This window comes from Streptosporangium sp. NPDC023615, assembly GCF_040640155.1.
Classification (GTDB): Bacteria; Actinomycetota; Actinomycetes; order Streptosporangiales; family Streptosporangiaceae; genus Streptosporangium.
The window spans coordinates 263,254-282,430 of the sequence record NZ_JBFABE010000003.1; the positions used below are offsets into that span (position 1 = coordinate 263,254).

General features: G+C 71.4%; 8 protein-coding genes. 3 read left to right on the top strand and 5 right to left on the bottom strand.

Annotation, left to right across the window (positions count from 1 at the left end):
• The first annotated feature begins 1 nt into the window (after nt 1).
• Nucleotides 2-718 carry an ABC transporter permease subunit gene (locus AB0G16_RS04060; RefSeq protein WP_362798236.1) on the top strand — a complete coding sequence of 239 codons (717 nt, stop codon included), beginning with the start codon at nt 2-4 and terminating at the stop codon, nt 716-718.
• 125 nt (nt 719-843) lie between these two features.
• On the opposite strand, the gene AB0G16_RS04065 is transcribed toward AB0G16_RS04060, so the two are convergent.
• From AB0G16_RS04065 to rplM, 5 genes are all read right to left on the bottom strand, one after another.
• Nucleotides 844-1,584, bottom strand: a complete 741-nt coding sequence (locus AB0G16_RS04065) for a hypothetical protein (RefSeq protein ID WP_362798239.1) — start codon at nt 1,582-1,584, stop codon at nt 844-846.
• A gap of 93 nt (nt 1,585-1,677) precedes the next feature.
• Nucleotides 1,678-13,365: a putative Ig domain-containing protein gene (locus tag AB0G16_RS04070; RefSeq protein ID WP_362798242.1), complete on the bottom strand. Its 11,688-nt coding sequence runs from the start codon at nt 13,363-13,365 to the stop codon at nt 1,678-1,680.
• 472 nt (nt 13,366-13,837) lie between these two features.
• On the bottom strand, nt 13,838-15,190 hold the full coding sequence (gene glmM, locus AB0G16_RS04075) for a phosphoglucosamine mutase (RefSeq protein WP_362798245.1): 1,353 nt from the start codon (nt 15,188-15,190) through the stop codon (nt 13,838-13,840).
• A 1-nt stretch (nt 15,191) separates the two neighbouring features.
• The gene (rpsI, locus tag AB0G16_RS04080) at nt 15,192-15,716 is read right to left on the bottom strand and encodes a 30S ribosomal protein S9 (RefSeq protein WP_344889966.1); all 525 of its coding nucleotides are present in this window, start codon (nt 15,714-15,716) and stop codon (nt 15,192-15,194) included.
• Between the two features lie 66 nt (nt 15,717-15,782).
• Nucleotides 15,783-16,226, bottom strand: a complete 444-nt coding sequence (rplM, locus tag AB0G16_RS04085) for a 50S ribosomal protein L13 (protein ID WP_362798249.1) — start codon at nt 16,224-16,226, stop codon at nt 15,783-15,785.
• A 436-nt stretch (nt 16,227-16,662) separates the two neighbouring features.
• Between rplM and AB0G16_RS04090 the strand changes: the two genes are divergently transcribed.
• A complete protein-coding gene (locus tag AB0G16_RS04090) occupies nt 16,663-17,412 on the top strand; it encodes a CAP domain-containing protein (protein ID WP_362798252.1) in 750 nt (249 codons plus the stop codon).
• A gap of 422 nt (nt 17,413-17,834) precedes the next feature.
• Nucleotides 17,835-18,581 carry a hypothetical protein gene (locus AB0G16_RS04095; protein ID WP_362798255.1) on the top strand — a complete coding sequence of 249 codons (747 nt, stop codon included), beginning with the start codon at nt 17,835-17,837 and terminating at the stop codon, nt 18,579-18,581.
• Nucleotides 18,582-19,177 lie beyond the last annotated feature (596 nt).

Genomic DNA, 19,177 nt, shown 5'->3' on the forward strand with positions numbered 1-19,177 from the left:
CATGAACGGTGTCATCGCCGGACTCTCCTACCGGGCCCTCCTGGGCCGCCGCCGGATCTGGTTGCTGATCATGCTGCCCGTGGCGCTGATCGCCATGGCCGTCCTGCTGCGCGTCCTCGGCGCCGGCGACGAGCGTGGCGCGGTCACGCTCATGCAGACCTTCGCCATCGGCACCATGCTCCCGCTGCTGGGCCTGATCGCGGGGACCGGGGTGATCGCGCCCGAGATCGACGACGGCACGATCATCCACCTGCTCTCCAAGCCGATCTCCCGGCCGGTGATCGCGCAGACCAAGTTCGTGGTCGCGGCCTCCCTGCTCGCGCTGTTCGGCACCGTGCCGACCTTCGTCGCGGCCTACCTGCTGGTGGGCGGCGAGGCCGGGATCGCCGCCGGTTTCGCGCTCGGCTCCCTGGTCGGCGGGATCGCCTACGCCGCGGTGTTCATGCTGCTGGGCGTGCTGACCCGGCACGCGGTGACGATCGGCATCGTCTACGCCCTGGTCTGGGAGGGCGTGGTCGGCAACTTCGTGCCCGGCGCCCGCCGGTTCTCCATCCAGCAGTGGGCCCAGACGGTCGCCGACCAGATGTCGTCCTCGGCGTTCTTCTCCACCGAGATCACTGTCGGCTTCGCCGCGACCGCGCTGGCCGTCGTCACCGTCGGCGCGGTCCTGTGGGCGGGCCGGCGCCTGCGGAGCTTCTCCCTCACCGGCGACGAGTAGGTCCTCCCGGGTGCCGGGCACGTCCCCGCCGAGGGGTGTGCCCGGGCGAACCGGCCGTTTCCGGGCCGCCCGGTGCGGCCCGGTGCGGCCCGGTGCGGCCCGGTGCGGCCCGGTGCGGCCGGCCCTCACCCGGGCTGCCGCTCGGAGGATCTCCGCAGACGGCGGCGGCCTCTGCCCCGGCGCACGACCGGCAGGACGACCAGCACCAGGGCCAGCAGACCGGCGCCGCCGGCCACGTACCACAGGCGGCTCGTCACGGGATGGGCCGTCACGTGCGCGGCCTCGGCCGCCGCCGCGCCGGCGGGCAGCTGATCGGAGTGGGTGGCACAGACGATCGGCCTGTCGCTTCCCTCGGTGCTCGCGCAGGCGATGCTGGCCAGGCGCAGGAGGTCCTCCGGTGTGGCTCCGACCTCCGCGACGGTGCGGAAGGTGACCGCCTTGCCCGCCGGGACGTCGGCGGTCCAGCGGACCCTCTCCTTCGTGGCCGTGCCGTGGCCGTCGGCCGAGACGAACGTCAGGCCGGGCGGCAGGCTCTGGGTGAGGTCCAGCCCGCGCACGCGGGAGGTCCCGGTGTTGCGGACGGTGACGACGTAGGTGAGCCGGTCGCCCTCCTCGACGGAGGTCCGGCCGTTGTCGATGTCGATGCTGAGGCTGGGGGCGTCCCCGGCCACGGCCTTCGTCTCCGGCTTCTCGTCCTTCGCCTCCGGGCCGGCGTCCTTCGCCTCCGTCCCGGCGTCCCTGGGTTTGGGGTCGCTCGCGGAAGCCCCCGGTGACGGCGGGGCGACGGCCAGCGCCGTCCCGAGCGCGCAGAGGACCGCGGCGCGCCGCGCGCCGGCGAAGGGGCGGACCGTCAGGATCGATGCCATGCCTTTCTCCTTCGTGGTGTTCGTGTACGGGTGAACGGTGTGCACTGGAACGCCTCGATCTCCGTCGTGGACCGGCGCGGTGTCATCTGGCCGTCATCTGGCCGTCACGGCATAGGTGAGCGTCGCCGAGTAGGTGCCGACCGGGACGAAGGGGATGTCGGCCTCGAAGTCGTTGCCGATGGCGTCCCCGTCGGGAGCGGACGGCACCGGCTGCTCGTGGACGAGTGTCGGGACGGTGCTCGAGAGCGGCAGGAAGACCGAGGTGCCGTGCTCGCGCACGCGCAGGTTCCCGATCGGGATGGTGACGTCGTTGCCCGGCTGGTTCGAGGTGAACGCGGGGGTCACCGCCCGCACGGTGACGACGTAACCGTCGAAGTTGTTCGTGATGACCGTCATCGTCACGGCCTGGTCGACGGTCACGGTCGAGTTCGGGGTGCCCCTCAGCGTGAAGGCCTCGTCCAGGTCGTTGAGGGTGATGCTGGTGGCGGCCACGGCGGTCTGGACCGAACAGCCGGGGTCGGTGCCGGCGACCGGGCAGGTGCTGCCGGCGGTCGTCGAGGTGACCCGGTTGTCGAGGATCGCGTCACCGGTGCCCCCTCGGGTGACGAGCACGCTGAAGGTGACGACCGCGCTCGCCGCCACCGGTAGCGCTCCGCTCCAGGTGAGGACACCGCCGGCGTAGGTGACGGTGCCGACGGTGGCGGCCGCGTCACCGGCGTAGACGGCGTCGTCGAGCACCCCGGCCAGCGCGTCGGTGAACGCCGCCTCGGTGTACGGCGCCTCGCCGGTGTTCGTGGCCGTGATCGTGTACCGGACGGTGGCGCCCCCCACCACGACACCGCTGCTGTCCGCCGTCTTGGTGACGGCCAGGCCGGGGTTCAGGACGGTGACGGTCGTGGTGCAGCGAGGATCGTCTCCCCCCTCCGGGCAGGTCGCCCCGGCGGTGGTGGAGCCGACGGTGGCGGTCAGCAGTTTGTCGCCCGGGGGAGGCTCGATCGTGACGACCGAGTAGGTGATCGTCGCGGTCTCGCCGGTCGGCAGGGCGCCGATCCAGCTCAGCGTGCCGGCGGCGTAGGTGACGGTGCCGGCGGTGGCCGTCGCGCCACCGGCGTAGACGGCGTCGTCGAGCACCCCGGCCAGCGGCACGGTGAACGCGGCTCCGGGATAGGCGATCTCACCGGTGTTGACCAGGGTCACCGTGTAGTGGACGGCCTCTCCGGCGACGACGGTGCCGGCATCGGCGGTCTGCGTGATCGTGAGCTGCGGTATCAGGACGCGCACGAACGTCGTGCACGCCGGGTCGTCCCCGCCCACCGGGCAGGTGCTGCCCGGCGCGGTGGAGGACACGCCGCTGGTCAGCGCCTTGTCACCGGGGTCGGGGTCCTTCACCGTGACGGAGTAGGTGATCGTGGTGCTCGCGCCGACCGCGAGGGATCCGGCCCAGGTCAGTTTCGGCGCGGTGTAGTCGAAGACGCCGGTCGAGGCGCTCGCGTCGTTGTTGTAGACCGTGTCGGGGAACAGGCCGTCCAGCGCGGCGACGGCGGAGGCCCCGTCGTAGTCCGTCTGCCCGGTGTTGGTGAGCGTGATCGTGTAGCCGACCGTGCCGCCGGGGGTCGTGGTCGCCGTGTCGGCGGTCATGGCGATGCTCAGCGCGGGGATCAGGACGGTGACGGTCACGCTGCAGGCCGGGTCCGTACCGCCTGCCGGGCAGGTGCTGCCGGGAACGGACGAGGAGATGGCGCTGGTCATGCTCGTGTCACCGGTGTTGGGGTCGGCAGCCCTCACCGTGTAGGTGACGGTCTCGGTCGCCCCGACCGTCAGGTCACCGGTCCAGGTCAGGGTCTGCCCGGCGACGTCGATCGCGCCGGTCGAGGCGGTCGCGTCGTCGTCGTAGGTGGCGACGTCCAGCACCCCGGCCAGGGAGTTCACGACGCTCGCGCCGGAGTACGGGGTCTGACCGGTGTTGGCGATCGTGATCGTGAACCGGGTGACGCCGCCCGGGGTCGTGGTCACCCGGTCGGCGGCGATGGAGGTGGTCAGTCCGGGAAGGAGGACGGTCACCGCCGAGGTGCAGGCCGGGACGCTGCCGCCCACCGGGCAGGTGCTGCCCGGCGCGGACGAGGCGGCGGTGTTGGCGAGCAGCCGGTCGCCGGTGTCCGGGGTGTTGACGGTGACCGAGTAGCCGATGGTCACCGTCGCCCCGATCGCCAGGTCGCCGGTCCAGGCCAGGGTCTGCCCGGCGAGGCCGACCGTGCCGGTCGTGGCGGTCGCGTCGCCGTTGTAGGCGGCGTCGTCCAGCACCCCCGCCAGCGGGTCGGTGACGGTCACGCCGGTGTAGGCCGTCTGCCCGCTGTTGGTGGCGGTGATCGTGTAGCCGACCGTGCCGCCGGGGGTCGCGGTCACCGCGTTGGCCGTCTTGACGATGGTCAGTGCCGGGACGAGCACGGTCACGAGCGTCGTGCACGCCGCGACGGTTCCGGTGGACGGGCAGGTGCTGCCCGGCGTGTCGGAGGAGACCCGGTTGTTGATCAGCTTGTCGCCGGGATCGGGGTTCAGCACGGTGACCGAGTAGGTGATCGTCGCGGTCGCGCCGATCGCGAGGTCACCGGTCCAGACCAGGTTGGAGCCCGTGAGGACGACGGTGCCGCTCGTGGCGCTCGCGTCGCCGTTGTAGGTGGCGTCCGTGAGCACCTCCGCGAGGCTGTCGGTCGCGGTCGCCCCCGTGTACGGGGTCTGGCCGGTGTTGGCGACCGTGATCGTGTAGGTGATGGTCCCACCGGGCGTGATCGTCGTCCGGTTCGCGCTCTTGGAGACGTCCAGGGCGGGGGTCAGCACGGTCACCGTCGAGGTACAGGCCGGGTCGGCGCTCCCGACGGGGCAGTTGGTACCCGAGTTGGGCGAGGTGGCGAGGGAGGTCATGACCTTGTTCCCCGGGTCCGGGTTCAGCACGGTCATCGAGAAGGTGGCGGTCGCGGTGGCGCCGACCGCGAGCGGGAGCGCCCACTTCACCGCGCGGTTCTGCGGGACGAGGATGAAGCTGCCCGCCGAGACCGCCCCGTCACCGTTGTAGACCGCGTCGTCCACGGCCCCGATGAGCAGTCCGTCCACGACGAGGTCGACGTAGGGCGTCTGCCCGGTGTTCGCGACCGTGACCGTGTAGTTCACCACCTGGGCCGGAACGGCGGTGGTCACGTCCGCCACGTTCGTGATCGTGACCCTGGAGATCGGGACGTCGCTGGAGCAGCGGGGGTCGGTGCCGCCGGACGGGCAGATGCTGCCGGAGGTGGCCGAGGTGACCGCGTTGGTCAGCCGCTCGTCGCCGGTGCCCGGATTCGCGACCGTGACGCTGTAGGTGATCGTGGCCGACTGGCCTGGGTTGAGAGCCCCGGTCCAGGTCAGGTCGGGGCTGGTGAAGGTGACGCTGCCTGTCGTGGCGCTCGCGTTCGCGTCGTAGGCGGCGTCGTCCAGCACCCCGGCCAGCGCGTCGGTGAACGTCGCGGCGGCGAAGGGCACCTGCCCGGTGTTGGTGGCGGTGATCGTGTAGGCGACCGTCGCCCCGGGGGTGGCCGACGTGGCGCCGGGCGTCTTCACGATCGTCAGGATCGGGGTGAGGACGAGGACGCTCGCCCTGCACGCCGTGTTCGTGCTGGAGGGCGGGCAGGTGCTGCCAGCCTCACCGGACGCGACCTGGTTGGCCAGTAGCTTGTCACCCGTGGCGGGGTCGGTGGTGGTGACGGAGTAGGTGACGGTCGAGGTCGCCCCGACCGCCAGGTCCCCGGTCCAGGTCAGCGTGGTCCCGGCGAGGCCGACCACGCCGGAGGTGGCCGCCGCGTCACCGTTGTAGGTCGCCTTGTCCAGCACGCTCGCCATCGCGTCGGTGACGACGGCTCCGGTGTACACGCTGTCCCCGGTGTTGGCGATCGTGATCGTGTAGGCCACGGGGCCGCCCGGGACCACCACGCTCCGGTCGGCGACCTTGGTGATCGTCAGCCCCGGGGTCAGCACGGTGACCGTGTTGGTGCAGCCGGGCGCGGTCACCACGGGGCAACTGCTGCCCTGCACCGTGGAGAGCGTGGTGAGAGTGATCAGCTTGTCCCCCAGGTCGGGATCGTTCACCGTGAGGCTGCCGGTCAGCGTGACACTGCCGCCCACGGGGACGTCCCCGGTCCAGGTCAGCCCCGTCACCCCTCCCAGGCTCAGCGTCAGCGTCCCGGAGGTGGCGGTCTGGTCGCCGTTGGCGACGGCGTCGTCGGCACCTTCGATCCCCCGGAACAGGATGCCGATTCCGAAGTAGGGCGTCTGCCCGGTGTTGGTGATCACCGTGGTGTAGTGGATCACATCACCCGGCAGGTAGGCCGGCTTGTCGGACGAGGTCACGATGGCCAGGCTCGCCACGGTCACCGTCTCCGTGCAGCGGGGGTCGGTGCTTCCCGCCTCGCAGTTCTCGCCCACCGAGTCCGAGACCAGGGTGTTGGTGAGGATCCCGTCGCCCGAGGCCGGCGTGTTCACCGTCACCGAGTAGGTGACCGTGGCCGACCCCTCGGCCGGAACGGTCCCGGTCCAGGTCACCTCGGGTGCGTCGTAGGTGACGTCACCGATGTCGGCCTCGGCGTCGCCGTTGTAGGTCGCGTCGTCCAGCACCCCGGCCAGCGCGTCGGTGAACGTCGCGTCGACGTAGGGCGTCAGCCCGCTGTTGCTGATCGTGACGGTGTAGGTGACCGTCTCGCCCCGCGCGGCCGAGGGGGCGCTCGCGACCTTGTCGAACGTCAGCGTGGTGGCGTCGGTGATCGGAACACTGTCGACGCAGCGCAGGTCGGTCCCGCCGGCCGGGCAGTTGTTGCCCGGGGTGGTGGAGGTGACGGCGTTCACCACGTTCAGGTCGCCGGTCGCCGGGTTGTCGACGGTGGCCGTGTAGGAGACGGTCGCGCTCGCACCGGGCGCGAGATTTCCCGTCCAGATCAGGTCGGACCCGGTGAGGCCGACCGTTCCGCTCGTGGCGGTGGCGTCCGCGTTGTAGACGGCGTCGTCCAGCACCCCGGCCAGCGCGTCGGTGAACGTCGCCCCCGTGTAGGGCAGCGGCCCGGTGTTGGTGGCGACGATCGTGTAGGTGATCGTTGTCCCCGGCACCGCCGTCGTGGGATTCGAGGTCTTGGTGATCCTCAGCGTGGGGACGAGCACGGCCACGGTGCTGGTGCACCGGGTGTCGCCGCTCGCCGGTGTGCAGTTGACGCCGGTGGTGGGCGAGGAGATCGTGTTGATCATCGCCTTGTCCCCGGGGTCGGGGTTGCGCACGGTGACCGTGTAGGCGATGGTCGCGCTCGCCCCGACCGCGAGGTTCCCGGTCCAGGTCAGCGTGGATCCGGCGTAGCTCACCGTGCCGGTCGTGGCGGTGGCGTCCGCGTTGTAGACGGCGTCGTCCAGCACCCCGGCCAGCGGGTCGGTGAACGTCGCGCCGGTGTAGGGCGCCTGCCCCGAGTTGACGACGGTGATCGTGTAGCCGACCGTGCCTCCCTGGACGGTGACGGCCCTGTCGGCGGTCTTGGTGATCGTCAGGCCGGGGACGAGCACGTCGAGCGTGGCGGTGCAGCGGGGGTCCGTGCCGCCGGACGGGCAGTTGTTGCCCGGGGCGGCGGAGACGAGGGTGCCGGTGACGGTCCGGTCGCCGGTGGGCGGGTTCTTGAGCATGAGGGTTCCGGTGACGGTGACGACTCCCCCGACGGGGATGTTCCCGGTCCAGGTGAGGCTCGTGGCGTTGAGCACGAGCGTGCCCGAGCTCGCGGTCTGGTCCCCGTTGGGGATGGCGTCGTCGAGGGTGCCCGCGGTGGGGGCGGAGACGGAGATCCCCGTGTAGGGAACCTGTCCCGTGTTGGTGAACGTGGCGTTGAGAGTGATCGTCGAGCCGGGGGTCGCCCCGGTCTGGGTGTAGCTCTGCTCCAGCACGAGACGTGCCACCGCCACCTGGACGGTGCAGCGCGGGTCGGTGCCCCCCGCGGGGCAGTTGCTCCCCGTGGTGGACGAGACGGCGGTGCTGGAGAGCAGGGCGTCCCCGGTGTCAAGGGTGTCGACCGTGACGGAGTAGGTGATCGTGGCGCTCGCGCCGACCGCCAGGTCGCCGGTCCAGGTCAGGTCGGACCCGGTGAGGCCGACCGCACCGCTCGTCGCGGTCGCGTCGCCGTTGTAGGCCGCGTCGTCCAGCACCTCGGCCAGCAGGTCGGTGACGGCGGCGCCGGCGTACGGCGTCTGCCCGGAGTTGGTGACGGTCACCGTGTAGTCGACGGTGGCCCCGGGCGCCGTCGTGGCGGTGTCCGCGCTCGCGGCGATGGTCAGCTCCGGCACCAGGACGGCGACCGTCGAGACGCACGCCGGGTCGGTGCCGCCCGCCGGGCAGGTGCTGCCCGGAGTGGACGACACCGCGACGTTGCGCGTCACCCTGTCACCGAGGTAAGGGTCGTCCACGGTGACCGAGTAGGTGATCGTGGTGCTCGCCCCGACCGCCAGGTCGCCGGTCCAGGTCAGGTCGGACCCGGTGAGGCCGACCGCACCGCTCGTCGCGGTCGCGTCGCCGTTGTAGGCGGCGTCGTTGAGCACCAGGGCCAGCTGGTTGACGACCTGGGCGCCGCTGTAGGGGGTCTGCCCGGTGTTGGTGACCGTCGTCGTGTAGGTGATCGTGCCGCCGGGGACGGTCGTCTGGGTGTCGGCGGTGTTGGTGATCGTCAGTGCCGGGACCAGGACGGTGACCACGCTGAAGCAGCCCGGCGCCGTCGCGCCGACGACCGGGCAGGTGCTGCCGGGCGCGGCGGAGGTGAAGGAGCTCCTCATGACCTTGTCGCCGGTGTCGGGGTCGTTGACGGTCGCCGAACCCGTGATGGTGACCGTCGCGCCGATCGCGATGTCCCCGGTCCACAGGAGCGAACCGTCCGGGGTCACGTCGACGCTGCCCGTGCTCGTCACGATGTCACCGTTGTAGGTCGCGTCGTCGAACACGTCCGCGCCGGTGAACGTGGCGCTGATGCCCACGTAGGGGGTCTGCCCGGTGTTGACCATCGTGAGCGTGTACGCCACGACGCCCCCCGGGGTCGTCGTGCTCGACGGGGTCGTGACGCTCATCGTCAGCTGCGGGACGAGGACCGTCACGCTGCTGGAGCACCGGGCGTCGCTACCGCCCGGCGGGCAGTTGCCGCCGGTGGTGGCCGAGGTGAGGGCGTTGGTCAGCGTCTTGTTCCCGGTGCCGGGGTTGGCGACGGTGACCGAGTAGGTGATCGTGGCGCTCGCGCCGACGGCCAGGTCGCCGGCCCAGGTCAGCGTGGAGCCCGCGAAGCCGACCGAGCCGCTGGTCGCGGCGGCGTTCGCGTTGTAGGTCGCGTCGTCCAGCACACCGGCCAGCGCGTCGGCGAACGTCGCGCCGGTGTAGGCGGTCTGTCCCGAGTTGGTGACCGTGACCGTGTAGTTCACCGTGGAGCCGGGCGTCGTGGTGGCCGTGTCGGCCGCCTTGGTGATCGTCAGGGCGGGCACCAGGATCGTGATGACGCTGAAGCAACCCGGTGCCGACGCGCCGCCGACGACCGGGCAGGTGCTGCCGGGCACCGAGGAGACGGCGAAGGTCCTCAGGACCCTGTCGCCGGTGTCGGGGTCGTTCACGGTGACCGAGACGGTGACGGTGGCGATCGCCCCGACGGCCAGGTCACCGGTCCAGGTGGCGGTGCCGTCCGGGTTGACGACGACGGTGCCGGAGGTCGCGGTGGGTTCGCCGATGCCTGTCGCGTCGTCCAGCAGGCCCAGCAGCGAGACGGTGACGCCCGCTCCGGTGTAGGGGGTCTGCCCGGTGTTGGAGAAGGTGAAGGTGTAGTTCACGACCGAGCCCGGCGTCGTGGTGGCCACGTCCGCCATGCTGGTGATCGTCAGCCCCGGGATCAGGACGGTGACGGTCGCGGAGCACTGCGGGCCGAGGTTCCCCGGCGGGCAGGTGCTGCCCGGGGTGGTCGAGGAGATCGTGTTGGAGACGGTCCTGTCACCGGTGTCGGGGGTCTTGACCGTGGCCGAGTAGACGATGGTCGCGCTCGCGCCGGGCGCGAGGTTCCCGGTCCAGGTCAGGTTGGGGCTGGTGTACGACAGGGTGCCGGCCGTCGCGGTCGCGTCGGCGTTGTAGACGGCGTCGTCGAGCAGGCCGGCCAGCGCGTCGACGAACGTCGCGCCGGTGTACGGGGTCTGGCCGTTGTTCGTCACCGTGACCGTGTATCCGATGCTTCCCCCGGGAGTCGCCGTCGAGACGTTGGCGACCTTGACGATGGACAGCCCGGACACGGTCACGGTGGCCGCGCAGCGGGTGTCGACGCCGCCGGCCGGGCAGGTGCTGCCGATCGTCGACGAGGTCACCGCGTTGGCCAGCACCTTGTTGCCGGTGTCGGGGTTGTTCACCGTGACCGAGTAGGTGATGGTCACGGTGGCGCCGGCTGCCACGTTGCCGGTCCAGGTCAGGGTCTGGCCGGCCAGGGACACCGAACCGCCGCTCGCGGTCGCGTCACCGTTGTAGGTCGCGTCGTCGAGCACGCCGGCCAGCGGGTCGTTCAGCGTCGCGCCAGTGAAGGCGACGGTACCGGTGTTGTTCACGGTGATCGTGTAGTTGACCGTGCCGCCCGGGGCCGCCGAGGAGGCGCTGGCCGTCTTGACCATGACCAAGGCCCCGGCCGTGATCACCAGCGTCGCGGATCTGGTGTCCGCGAGGCCGCCTCCGTCGACCACCCGGAAGGTGACCGTTGAGGTGCCCGGCGCGGTCGGGGTACCCGACAGCACGCCGGTCGAGGCGTTCAGGGTCAGACCCGGCGGCAGGCTACCCGCGCTGACCGACCACGTGTAGGGCGCCACCCCTCCGCTGATGGTCAGCGGGACGCTGTAGGCGACCCCGACCTGTCCGGGCGGCGGCGCGGCGAACGTGAACGTCGGCAGCGCCGCGATCGTCACGCTCACCGTCCTGGTGTCGCTCTGGTTGAAGGCGTCGACCACCTTGACGGAGAAGGAGAAGACGCCCCCCAGCGTCGGGGTGCCCGACAGCACGCCGGTCGAGGTGTTCAGGGTCAGACCCGGCGGCAGGCTGCCCGCCGTGATCGACCATACGTATGGCGCGGTGCCGCCGGTGACGGTCAGCGGGATGCTGTAGGGGATGCTCACCTCGCCGTTGGGCGGCGCCGGGAACGTCAGCACCGGTGGCGGCGCGATGACGAGGGTGACCGCCCGGGTGGTGCTCACATTGCTCGCGTCCGTCACCTGGGCGGTGAAGGAGTAGCTGCCTCCGGCCGTCGGGGTGCCCGACAGCACGCCGGTCGAGGTGTTCAGGGTCAGGCCCGGCGGCAGGCTGCCCGCGCTCACCGACCACACGTACGGCGCCGTACCACCGGTGACCGTCAGCGGGACGCCGTAGGCGACGTTCACCTCTCCCGCCGGCGGCGCGGCGAAGGTGAAGGCGGGCGCGGCGTTGGGGACGACGGCGGCGGAGGGCAGGGACGCCGGCCCCGGGCCCGCCGCGTTCACGGCGGTGACGGTGAACGTGTACGAGGTGCCGGGGGTCAGGTCGACGACCCGCTGGGTGGTCGCGGTGCCGGGGAACGTCTGGGTGGGCTGCGCGACGCCGCCGATGTAGGGCGTGACGACGTAGCTCGTGATGGCGCTGCCGTTGGCCGCCGGCGCGGTCCAGGTGAGGTTCGCCGAGGAGGTTCCCGCGGTGGCCGCGGTGATGGTGGGCCGGCCGGGGACGGCGTAGGGGACGACCGCGTTCGACGCCGGGCTGGGCGAGCCGGTGCCGACTGCGTTCACCGCGGTGACGGTGAACGTGTAGGTCGCCCCGGCGGTCAGCCCGGTCAGCGTCCTGCTGGTGGCCGAGGCGTCGAAGGACACCGGGGTCTGGGCCACACCGTTGCGGATCGGGGTCACGATGTAGCCGGTGAGGGCGCTGCCGTTGCTCGCCGGCGCGGTCCAGCTCACCGTCGCGCTCGTCGTCCCGGCCACCGCCGTGGGCGCGACGGGCGTCCCGGGGACGGAAGTGTAGGTGTAGACGGCCTGCGCGTCCAGCCCCTCGGTGACGACGTTGACGTTCACCGCGGCGGCCGAGGACCTGGCGGGCATGGAGGGGATGGTCAGGGTGCCGTCGCCGTTGGTGACGAAGCAGCCGACGGTGACCCCCGAGGGGCACGGCAGCAGGACGACCGGGGTACCCGCCTGCTGCTGGGCGGTGGTGCCGATCTCGATGGCGGTGGCGTTGGCGATGTTCGTACCGCTCACGATCACCGTGTCACCGCCGGAGACCGTGCCCGAGGTCGAGCTCAGGGAGATGCCGCCGGGCGTCGCCGGCAGTGTGCCGACGGTCGTCGTCGCCAGGTAGGCCGGATTGCCGTCGCTGGACGACGCGGTGACCACGGTCCCGCTCTGGATCTGCGCCGACGTGACGCCGGTCCCTGTGACGATGCCCACCACGGTGAGCGGCGGTAACGTCGTCCCACCCGCGAACGGCGTGGCGAAGTTCGTGCAGGTGATCGAGCGCGACGACGGCGCCGAGCAGACCCACCCGGTGCCGTACGCCCCCACGGGCACCGTTCCGGCGGGCAGGGTCTGGGTGATCGTGATGGGCGTGGTCTCAGCGAGACCCGCCGCGACACCCGCGACGACGCTGTAGGTCACGGGATCGCCCGGCTGCAACGTCGCGGCGGTGTAACCGGTCTGGGCGACGGTCAGCTCGGGAACCGCGCTGATCGTGGCGACCCTGGCGTTGTCGACCTCGTGGAAGTCGGTGATGGCGCCGGTGGAGGCCACCCAGCCGAACGCCAGCTGCCGGGGGATCCCGGCCGAGGTCAGCCAGCTCGCCGGGAACAGGCTCGTGGAGACCGCTGGGAGGGTGCCGGTCAGCGTCCTGGACGTACCGTTCACCAGGGTGGTTATCACTCGGTAGCTGTTGGCCGGGATGGCCATGCCCGCGGCGGTGGTGAGAACCGTGTTGGTGGGGTTGATACCGACCTGGACCGGGACGGGCGTGCGGGCGGTCGATCTCAGCCCGAGAGCGGAGGCGCTCGTCGAGGTGGCCGTGCTGTTGACCGCGCAGTATCCGACGGTGCCGTTGCCCGGCCCTCGGATGACGACCTGGCCGGGCACCCGGACGCTGCCCGTCCCGATGTAGGCGGGGTTCGTGCAACCGCTCCCCTGGTAGGCGCTGTTGCTGAAGTTTCCGTACACGTCGAAGCCGATGCCGAGATAGCCGTACGCCAGGCCGGGGAGGGAGGAGAACGAGGTATAGCCGAGCGCACCGCCCGACTGGCCGATGTTGGCCGGAGGCGTGGACGTGGCGGGGTTCACCGCGGCCAGGACGAAGGTCATACCGTCGGCCGCCGTCCCGCCGTACTGGTAGGTGGTGAACGTCACGTCCAGCCCCTGCGAGGTCGGCACGCTGGCGGCGCCGAGGAGCCCGCCGACCTTGGTGGTGGTCGCGTCCGTCAGGCGCAGCTTGCCCGAGCCCTGGTTGTCCCGGTTGTTGCCGCAGGTGTGCAGGGCACCCGTACCGTGGTTGCCCGAGGCGGTCAGGCACGCCGTGTTCGTGCCGCCGCTCGGCAGCGCGGGCAGCACCACGGCGCCGAGCCCGTTGGGCGTGTTGTTGTGGAAGGGCTGGTCGAACACGATCGTGCCGGCCGCCGACGCGGCCGTGGGAGCCTTCCCGTTCAGCACTCCGGTGGCCATGACCAGGACGAGGGCTCCGGCGAGGGCCCGCCGTCGGCGCGACGACCGTCCCCGCGAGGTGTCCACCGGCCGATCGTGCCCGCCGCGCACCCCCGACGGGTGCGGGACCGCGCTCACCGTGACCGGCGGACGCCCGCGGAACCGGTCCTTCCGGACCGGTCGGAGGCGCCGCCGGGAACGGCGAGGAACGGCGGCATGGCGCGGCCCCCCTCCGGTCGATCGTGACGTCGGCTGCCGTGCACCGTGCGGGACGTCGGGGCGACCGAGGTGACCGGGTGGTCATCGGATGCGAGGTCGTCCGGCGCGATACGCGCGTTTGACAGGAAAACACTGGGCAGTCACCGAAAGTGTCCGATCGAACGCGGAAAGCGTCAAACACCGCTGACTCTGGCGTGGATGCAGACAAAAGCACACAGAGGGCATCGCAAAGCGGCCGCCCCCGAGAGAGCTCAGGGCTGTGAGGGGGCTCAGGGCCGTGAGGGGACCGAAACGACGGAGCACGGCCCGCACGCAGAGGTGCGGGCCGTGCTCCGTCGGTTCAGACGCAGGCCGTACGGACGACGTCGGCCAGGCGGCCGGCCAGCGACTCGGCCTGCTCGGCCGAGGCCGCCTCGACCATGACGCGGATCATCGGCTCGGTGCCGCTCGGCCGGATCAGGACCCGGCCGGTCTCGCCCAGCTCCGACTCGGCGGCCGTGACCGCCGCGGACAGCTCCGGGACCGAGGCCTTGGTCCGGTCCACGCCCTTGACGTTCACCAGCACCTGCGGCAGCCGGGTCATCACCGAGGCCAGCTCCGCCAGCGGCCGCTTCTGCCGCGCCACCACCGCCAGCAGGTGCAGCGAGGTCAGCAGGCCGTCACCGGTGGTGGCGTGGTCGAGCAGCAGGACGTGCCCGGACTGCTCCCCGCCCAGGTTGTAGCCCCCGGCCCTCATGGCCTCCAGGACGTAGCGGTCGCCCACGGCGGTCTCGACGACGTCGACACCGGCGTTCTTGAGCGCGATCTTGAAACCCAGGTTGGACATGACCGTGGCCACCACGGTGTCACCGGACAGCGTGCCCTCGGCGTGCATGGCCATGGCCAGCACCGCCATGATCTGGTCGCCGTCGACGATCTCACCGGTGTGCGACACCGCCAGGCAGCGGTCGGCGTCACCGTCGTAGGCGATCCCGACATCGGCGTTGCGGGAGACCACGATCTGCCGGAGCTTGTCCATGTGGGTGGAGCCGACGCCCGCGTTGATGTTGAGGCCGTCGGGGCGCACCCCGATCGTCTCCACGGTCGCTCCGGCCCGCCGCAGCGCCTCGGGGGCCACCATGTGGGCGGCTCCGTGGGCGCAGTCGAGGACCACGCTGAGACCGTCGAGACGGACGTCCACGGTGGACAGCACGTGCGACACGTAACGGTCGGCCTCGTCGTGCGCCTCGCGCACGCGGCCGACCGAGGCGCCGACAGGGCGCTCCCACTTCTCGCCGAGCCGCTGCTCGATCTCGTTCTCCACCGCGTCGGGCAGCTTGTACCCGCCACGGGTGAGGAACTTGATCCCGTTGTCGGGAGCGGGATTGTGGGAGGCGGAGATCATCACGCCCATGTCGGCTTCGAGAGCCGTGGTCAGGTAGGCGACCGCCGGGGTGGGCAGCACGCCGAGCCGGAGAACGTCCACGCCGGACGACGCGAGGCCGGCGACCACCGCGGCCTCCAGGAATTCTCCCGAGGCACGGGGGTCCCGGCCCACGACGGCGACGGGACGGCTCTGCCGCCCGCCGCCGTCGAACGCGCCGGCATCGCCGAGGACATGGGCCGCGGCCACGGACAGGTCCATGGCGAGCTCGGCCGTGAGGTCGCGACCGGCGACCCCACGTACCCCGTCGGTGCCGAAGAGGCGACCCAACTTAACGCTTGCTGTACTGGGGGGCCTTGCGGGCCTTCTTGAGACCGTACTTCTTGCGCTCGGTGGCGCGGGCGTCACGGGTCAGGAAGCCGGCCTTCTTCAGCGGCGCCCGGTTGACCTCGACGTCCAGCGCGGTCAGCGCGCGGGACAGGCCCATGCGCAGGGCGCCGGCCTGGCCGGTGACGCCGCCGCCGTTGATGCGGGCGATGACGTCGAACTGCTCCTCGGCACCGAGCACCACGAAGGGCTCGTTGACGATCTGCTGGTGGACCTTGTTCGGGAAGTAGTTCTCCAGCGTGCGACCGTTGATGGTCCACTTGCCGGTGCCCGGCACGATGCGCACCCGGGCGACGGATTCCTTGCGGCGGCCCGTGCCGTAGGAGTTGCCGGTGGTGATGGGCTTGCGGACGGCGGCGTCAGTGCCGCCGGCAGTGGACTCGGAGGTGTACTCGGAGGGGAACTCCTCCGCGGAGTACGCTTCCTGATCGCCCTCGACGGGCGTCTCGACACCGGTGGGCTCAGCCACGGTTCTCCTCTAACTTTCCTACTCGGCGCCGGCCCTCGGCCGGCGCTTCTGGCGACGGGCTGGCGACTACTGGGCGATCTGGGTGAGCTCGAAGGGCACCGGCCGCTGCGCCTGGTGCGGGTGCTCGGAACCGGAGTAGACCTTGAGCTTCTTGATCATCTTCCGGCCCAGGGCGTTCTTCGGCAGCATGCCCTTCACGGCCTTCTCGACGGCACGGTCGGGACGCTTGTCCATCAGCTCGCCGTAGGTCATGGAGCGCAGCCCGCCCGGGTAGCCCGAGTGGCGGTAGGCCTTCTTCTGCTCAAGCTTGTTGCCGGTCAGCGCGATCTTGTCGGCGTTGATGACGATGACGAAGTCACCGGTGTCGACATGGTTGGCGAACGTCGGCTTGTGCTTACCGCGGAGCAGGATCGCGACGTGGCTGGCCAGCCGGCCGAGCACGATGTCGGTGGCGTCGATGATGTGCCACTGACGCTCGACTTCGGCAGGCTTGGGTGTGTACGTGCGCACGGTCGTATGCCTTCTTTGGTCGCGTCTTCGGCGCTGTCGGAGATGACAGCAACATGGTCGGTAGGTGCGGGCACACGACAGCCCGGACCTTCCGTCTCCAGGAAAAGAGGAGATGACGCCGGACGCGCCGCGTATCGGTCTGCAGAGGAGACCAATTCGCACACAACGAACTAGCAGGATACCGGTGCGGATGAGTGCCGGTCAAAACGACATGACTCCACGCCGGTACGCGAGCAGTCTACCGGGGTCCGGCCGGTGCCCGGAGCCGCCTCGCGGGAAACGGCGGACCGCTCCACCGGGCCGCCCGCGTCCGGTCCACCGGGCGGGGTGCGCCCGGTTCGCCGTACCGGCCGCGCCGTGTTCCACGGAATGGTTTTGATTCGTTCTCAATATTCCCTTCTTCCTCACCGCAAACATCCCTATCTTTGATAGCGGTATGTGGCAGCTTCCTCACACCCGGCACACCCAGCGCGCGCGGTTGCGCCGCACGGGGGCGGTCGCGTGCCTGGCGGCCGTTCTGGTGATCGGTTTCCTCATCGGCCGCGGCAGCCGCGAGACCGAGGCCGCCGACCAGATCTACCTGGACAACACCGGCCCCAGAAGGGCCACCCCGACCGGCGGCGTGTCGGCGGGTCAGGCGGACGAGCAACGCGCCCCGCTGGCCCGGGCCGTCCGCCCCACCGCCTCCCAGGACCGGCGCCCGCGCCCCACGGGGAGCGCCACCCCGGCCGCCCGGCGTGCGGGCACCGGCGAGGACGGTCCCTCCCGCTACCTGCTCAACGGCGACGGCGTGGCCGTGCCGGCCCTCGGGGCGATGGAGCGGGAGGTCGTCCGCCTGATCAACGTCGAGCGCAGGCGGGCCGGGTGCGGGCCGCTCAGGACCGACAGGAGGCTGACGGCGTCGGCCAGGAGACACTCGGCCGGGATGGCCGCCCGGGGAGGGCTCTCGCACACCTCCCCCGGCGGCACCTCGCCCTGGGAGCGGATGGAGGCCGCCGGTTACCTTGACGGCGGCGCGGAGAACATCGGACGCGGCTACACCTCTCCCGACGAGGCCGTGCTCAACTGGATGAAGACCGCCGGCCACCGCCGCAACATCCTCAACTGCGAGCTCAGGGCCACCGGCGTCGGGGCCGTCCAGGGGGCCGACGGGCTCTGGTGGACCCAGGACTTCGGATACTCCTGAGGTTTCCGGCCCCGATACCGGGCTACGCTCGGCGCATGGGTTTTCCCGTGGAGCCGCCGCGCCGCCGGCCTTACAACCGGCCCGACGCACCGCCGCCCGCAGAGGGCCAGCACTGGTTCGACCCCTCGACGCGCAACCGCCCTCCCGGCGCCCCCGGACCCTCCGGTGGCCCCGATGGTCCCGGAGCCTCTGGACGCCCCGGAGGTCCCGGTACGCCCGGAGGTCCCGGTACGCCCGGGGCGTCCGGAGGTCCGGGGGCGCCCGGAGCCTTCGAGGGCTTCGGGGCGCCCGAGGACCCCCGGGCCGCCGAGACGGCCGAGAGCCCGCGGAGCGGACGGGGCTCGCGGGGCTCGCGCGGCACCTCGTCGCCCGCGGAGCCCCCCCGTTCCCGCAAGAGCCCGAAGGAGACACCGGGCCAGAAGATGTGGAGCCCCTACGACGAGGGCCCCCGCTCGCGCTATCCGATCTTCATCGCGGCCGGGGCGTTCGCACTCCTGGTCGCCGGGGGCGTCGGCCTGGCCATGCTGGCCAGATCCGACCCCACGACGGCGCCCGGCACGGCGACCCCCGCGGCGGACACCCCCGCCGCGCCGCCCGCCAGGGTGGCGGACGGCAAGTTCGGCTACGCCTCCTCGCGCGCCACGGACCCGCATCCCCTCGGCCTGAACGAACTGTTCAAGAGCAAGAAGGTGCGGGCCGGCGACCAGACCTACCTGATGACCACCCGCAGGCTCGACAAGAAATGCGGTCAGGCGGTGGTGGGGGCCAAGCTCCAGAAGGCGCTCACCGCCGCCAAGTGCACCCAGTTGCTGCGCGCCAGCTTCCGGGACTCCTCGGGAAAGATCATCGGCACCGTGGGGGTCGCCAACCTCAAGACGTCGGCGGGGGCGTCCAAGGTGATCGCCGTCAAGACCGGCAAGAAGCAGGAGGAGTACCTCAAGGCACTGCCGGGCAAGGACAAGGTCACCAAATTTCTCGGTACGGGTGAGGCGTCGGTGGGCTACTGGACCCACGGCCACTACGCGGTACTCGTCTGGTTCCAGTACAAGGACGGTCACCTGCCGAAGAAGACCGAGGCCAAGAAGCTGAGCCAGACGGCGATCGCCGTGATGGACGCGACCGTCACGCCCGCGCTGGACTCGCGTTCCCTGACCGGCAAACGGCCCTGACCAAGGAGCCATACCATCGTTTTCGGGCATGAATCCGACAGACGATGCGGCCATACCCGCATGGCGATCTCCGGCTGTCGCTAGGCTTCGGCGTATGCGTGGCCAGGAATCCGGGTCCGATCAGCACCGTGAAGCCGAGGGTTCGGCGGCACCGGCGACGCCACCGCCGAGTTTCGGCCGACCCTCACCGCACGTGCTGAGGGCCGAAGTCGCAGGTGAAGAGCAGCCCTCGAGCGCTCCCGCATGGCCGGAGCCGGCCCCGGGGGCGGCTCAGTCATGGACGGTTCCCGTGGACGACGGGATCCCCTACGACTGGTACGCGCAGCCCGAGGACGACCCGCACTCCGACTGGCCGGCCCCGCGGCCTCCCGCCTCCCCGGCCGGCCCGCAGCCTTCCGTCCCCTCCGCTCCCGTCTTCCCGGCCGGCCCGCAGGCGGAGCCCACCGGACCCGCCTGGAGCGATCCCACCCGCCCGCCCGCCGCCTTCGGCTCCTCGGCTCCCGGGGACGCCCCGGGCCCCGGCCCCTCGGGTCCCGGCTTCCCGGGCCCCGACTTCTCAGGGCCCGACCTCTCAGGCCCCGACTTCTCAGGGCCCG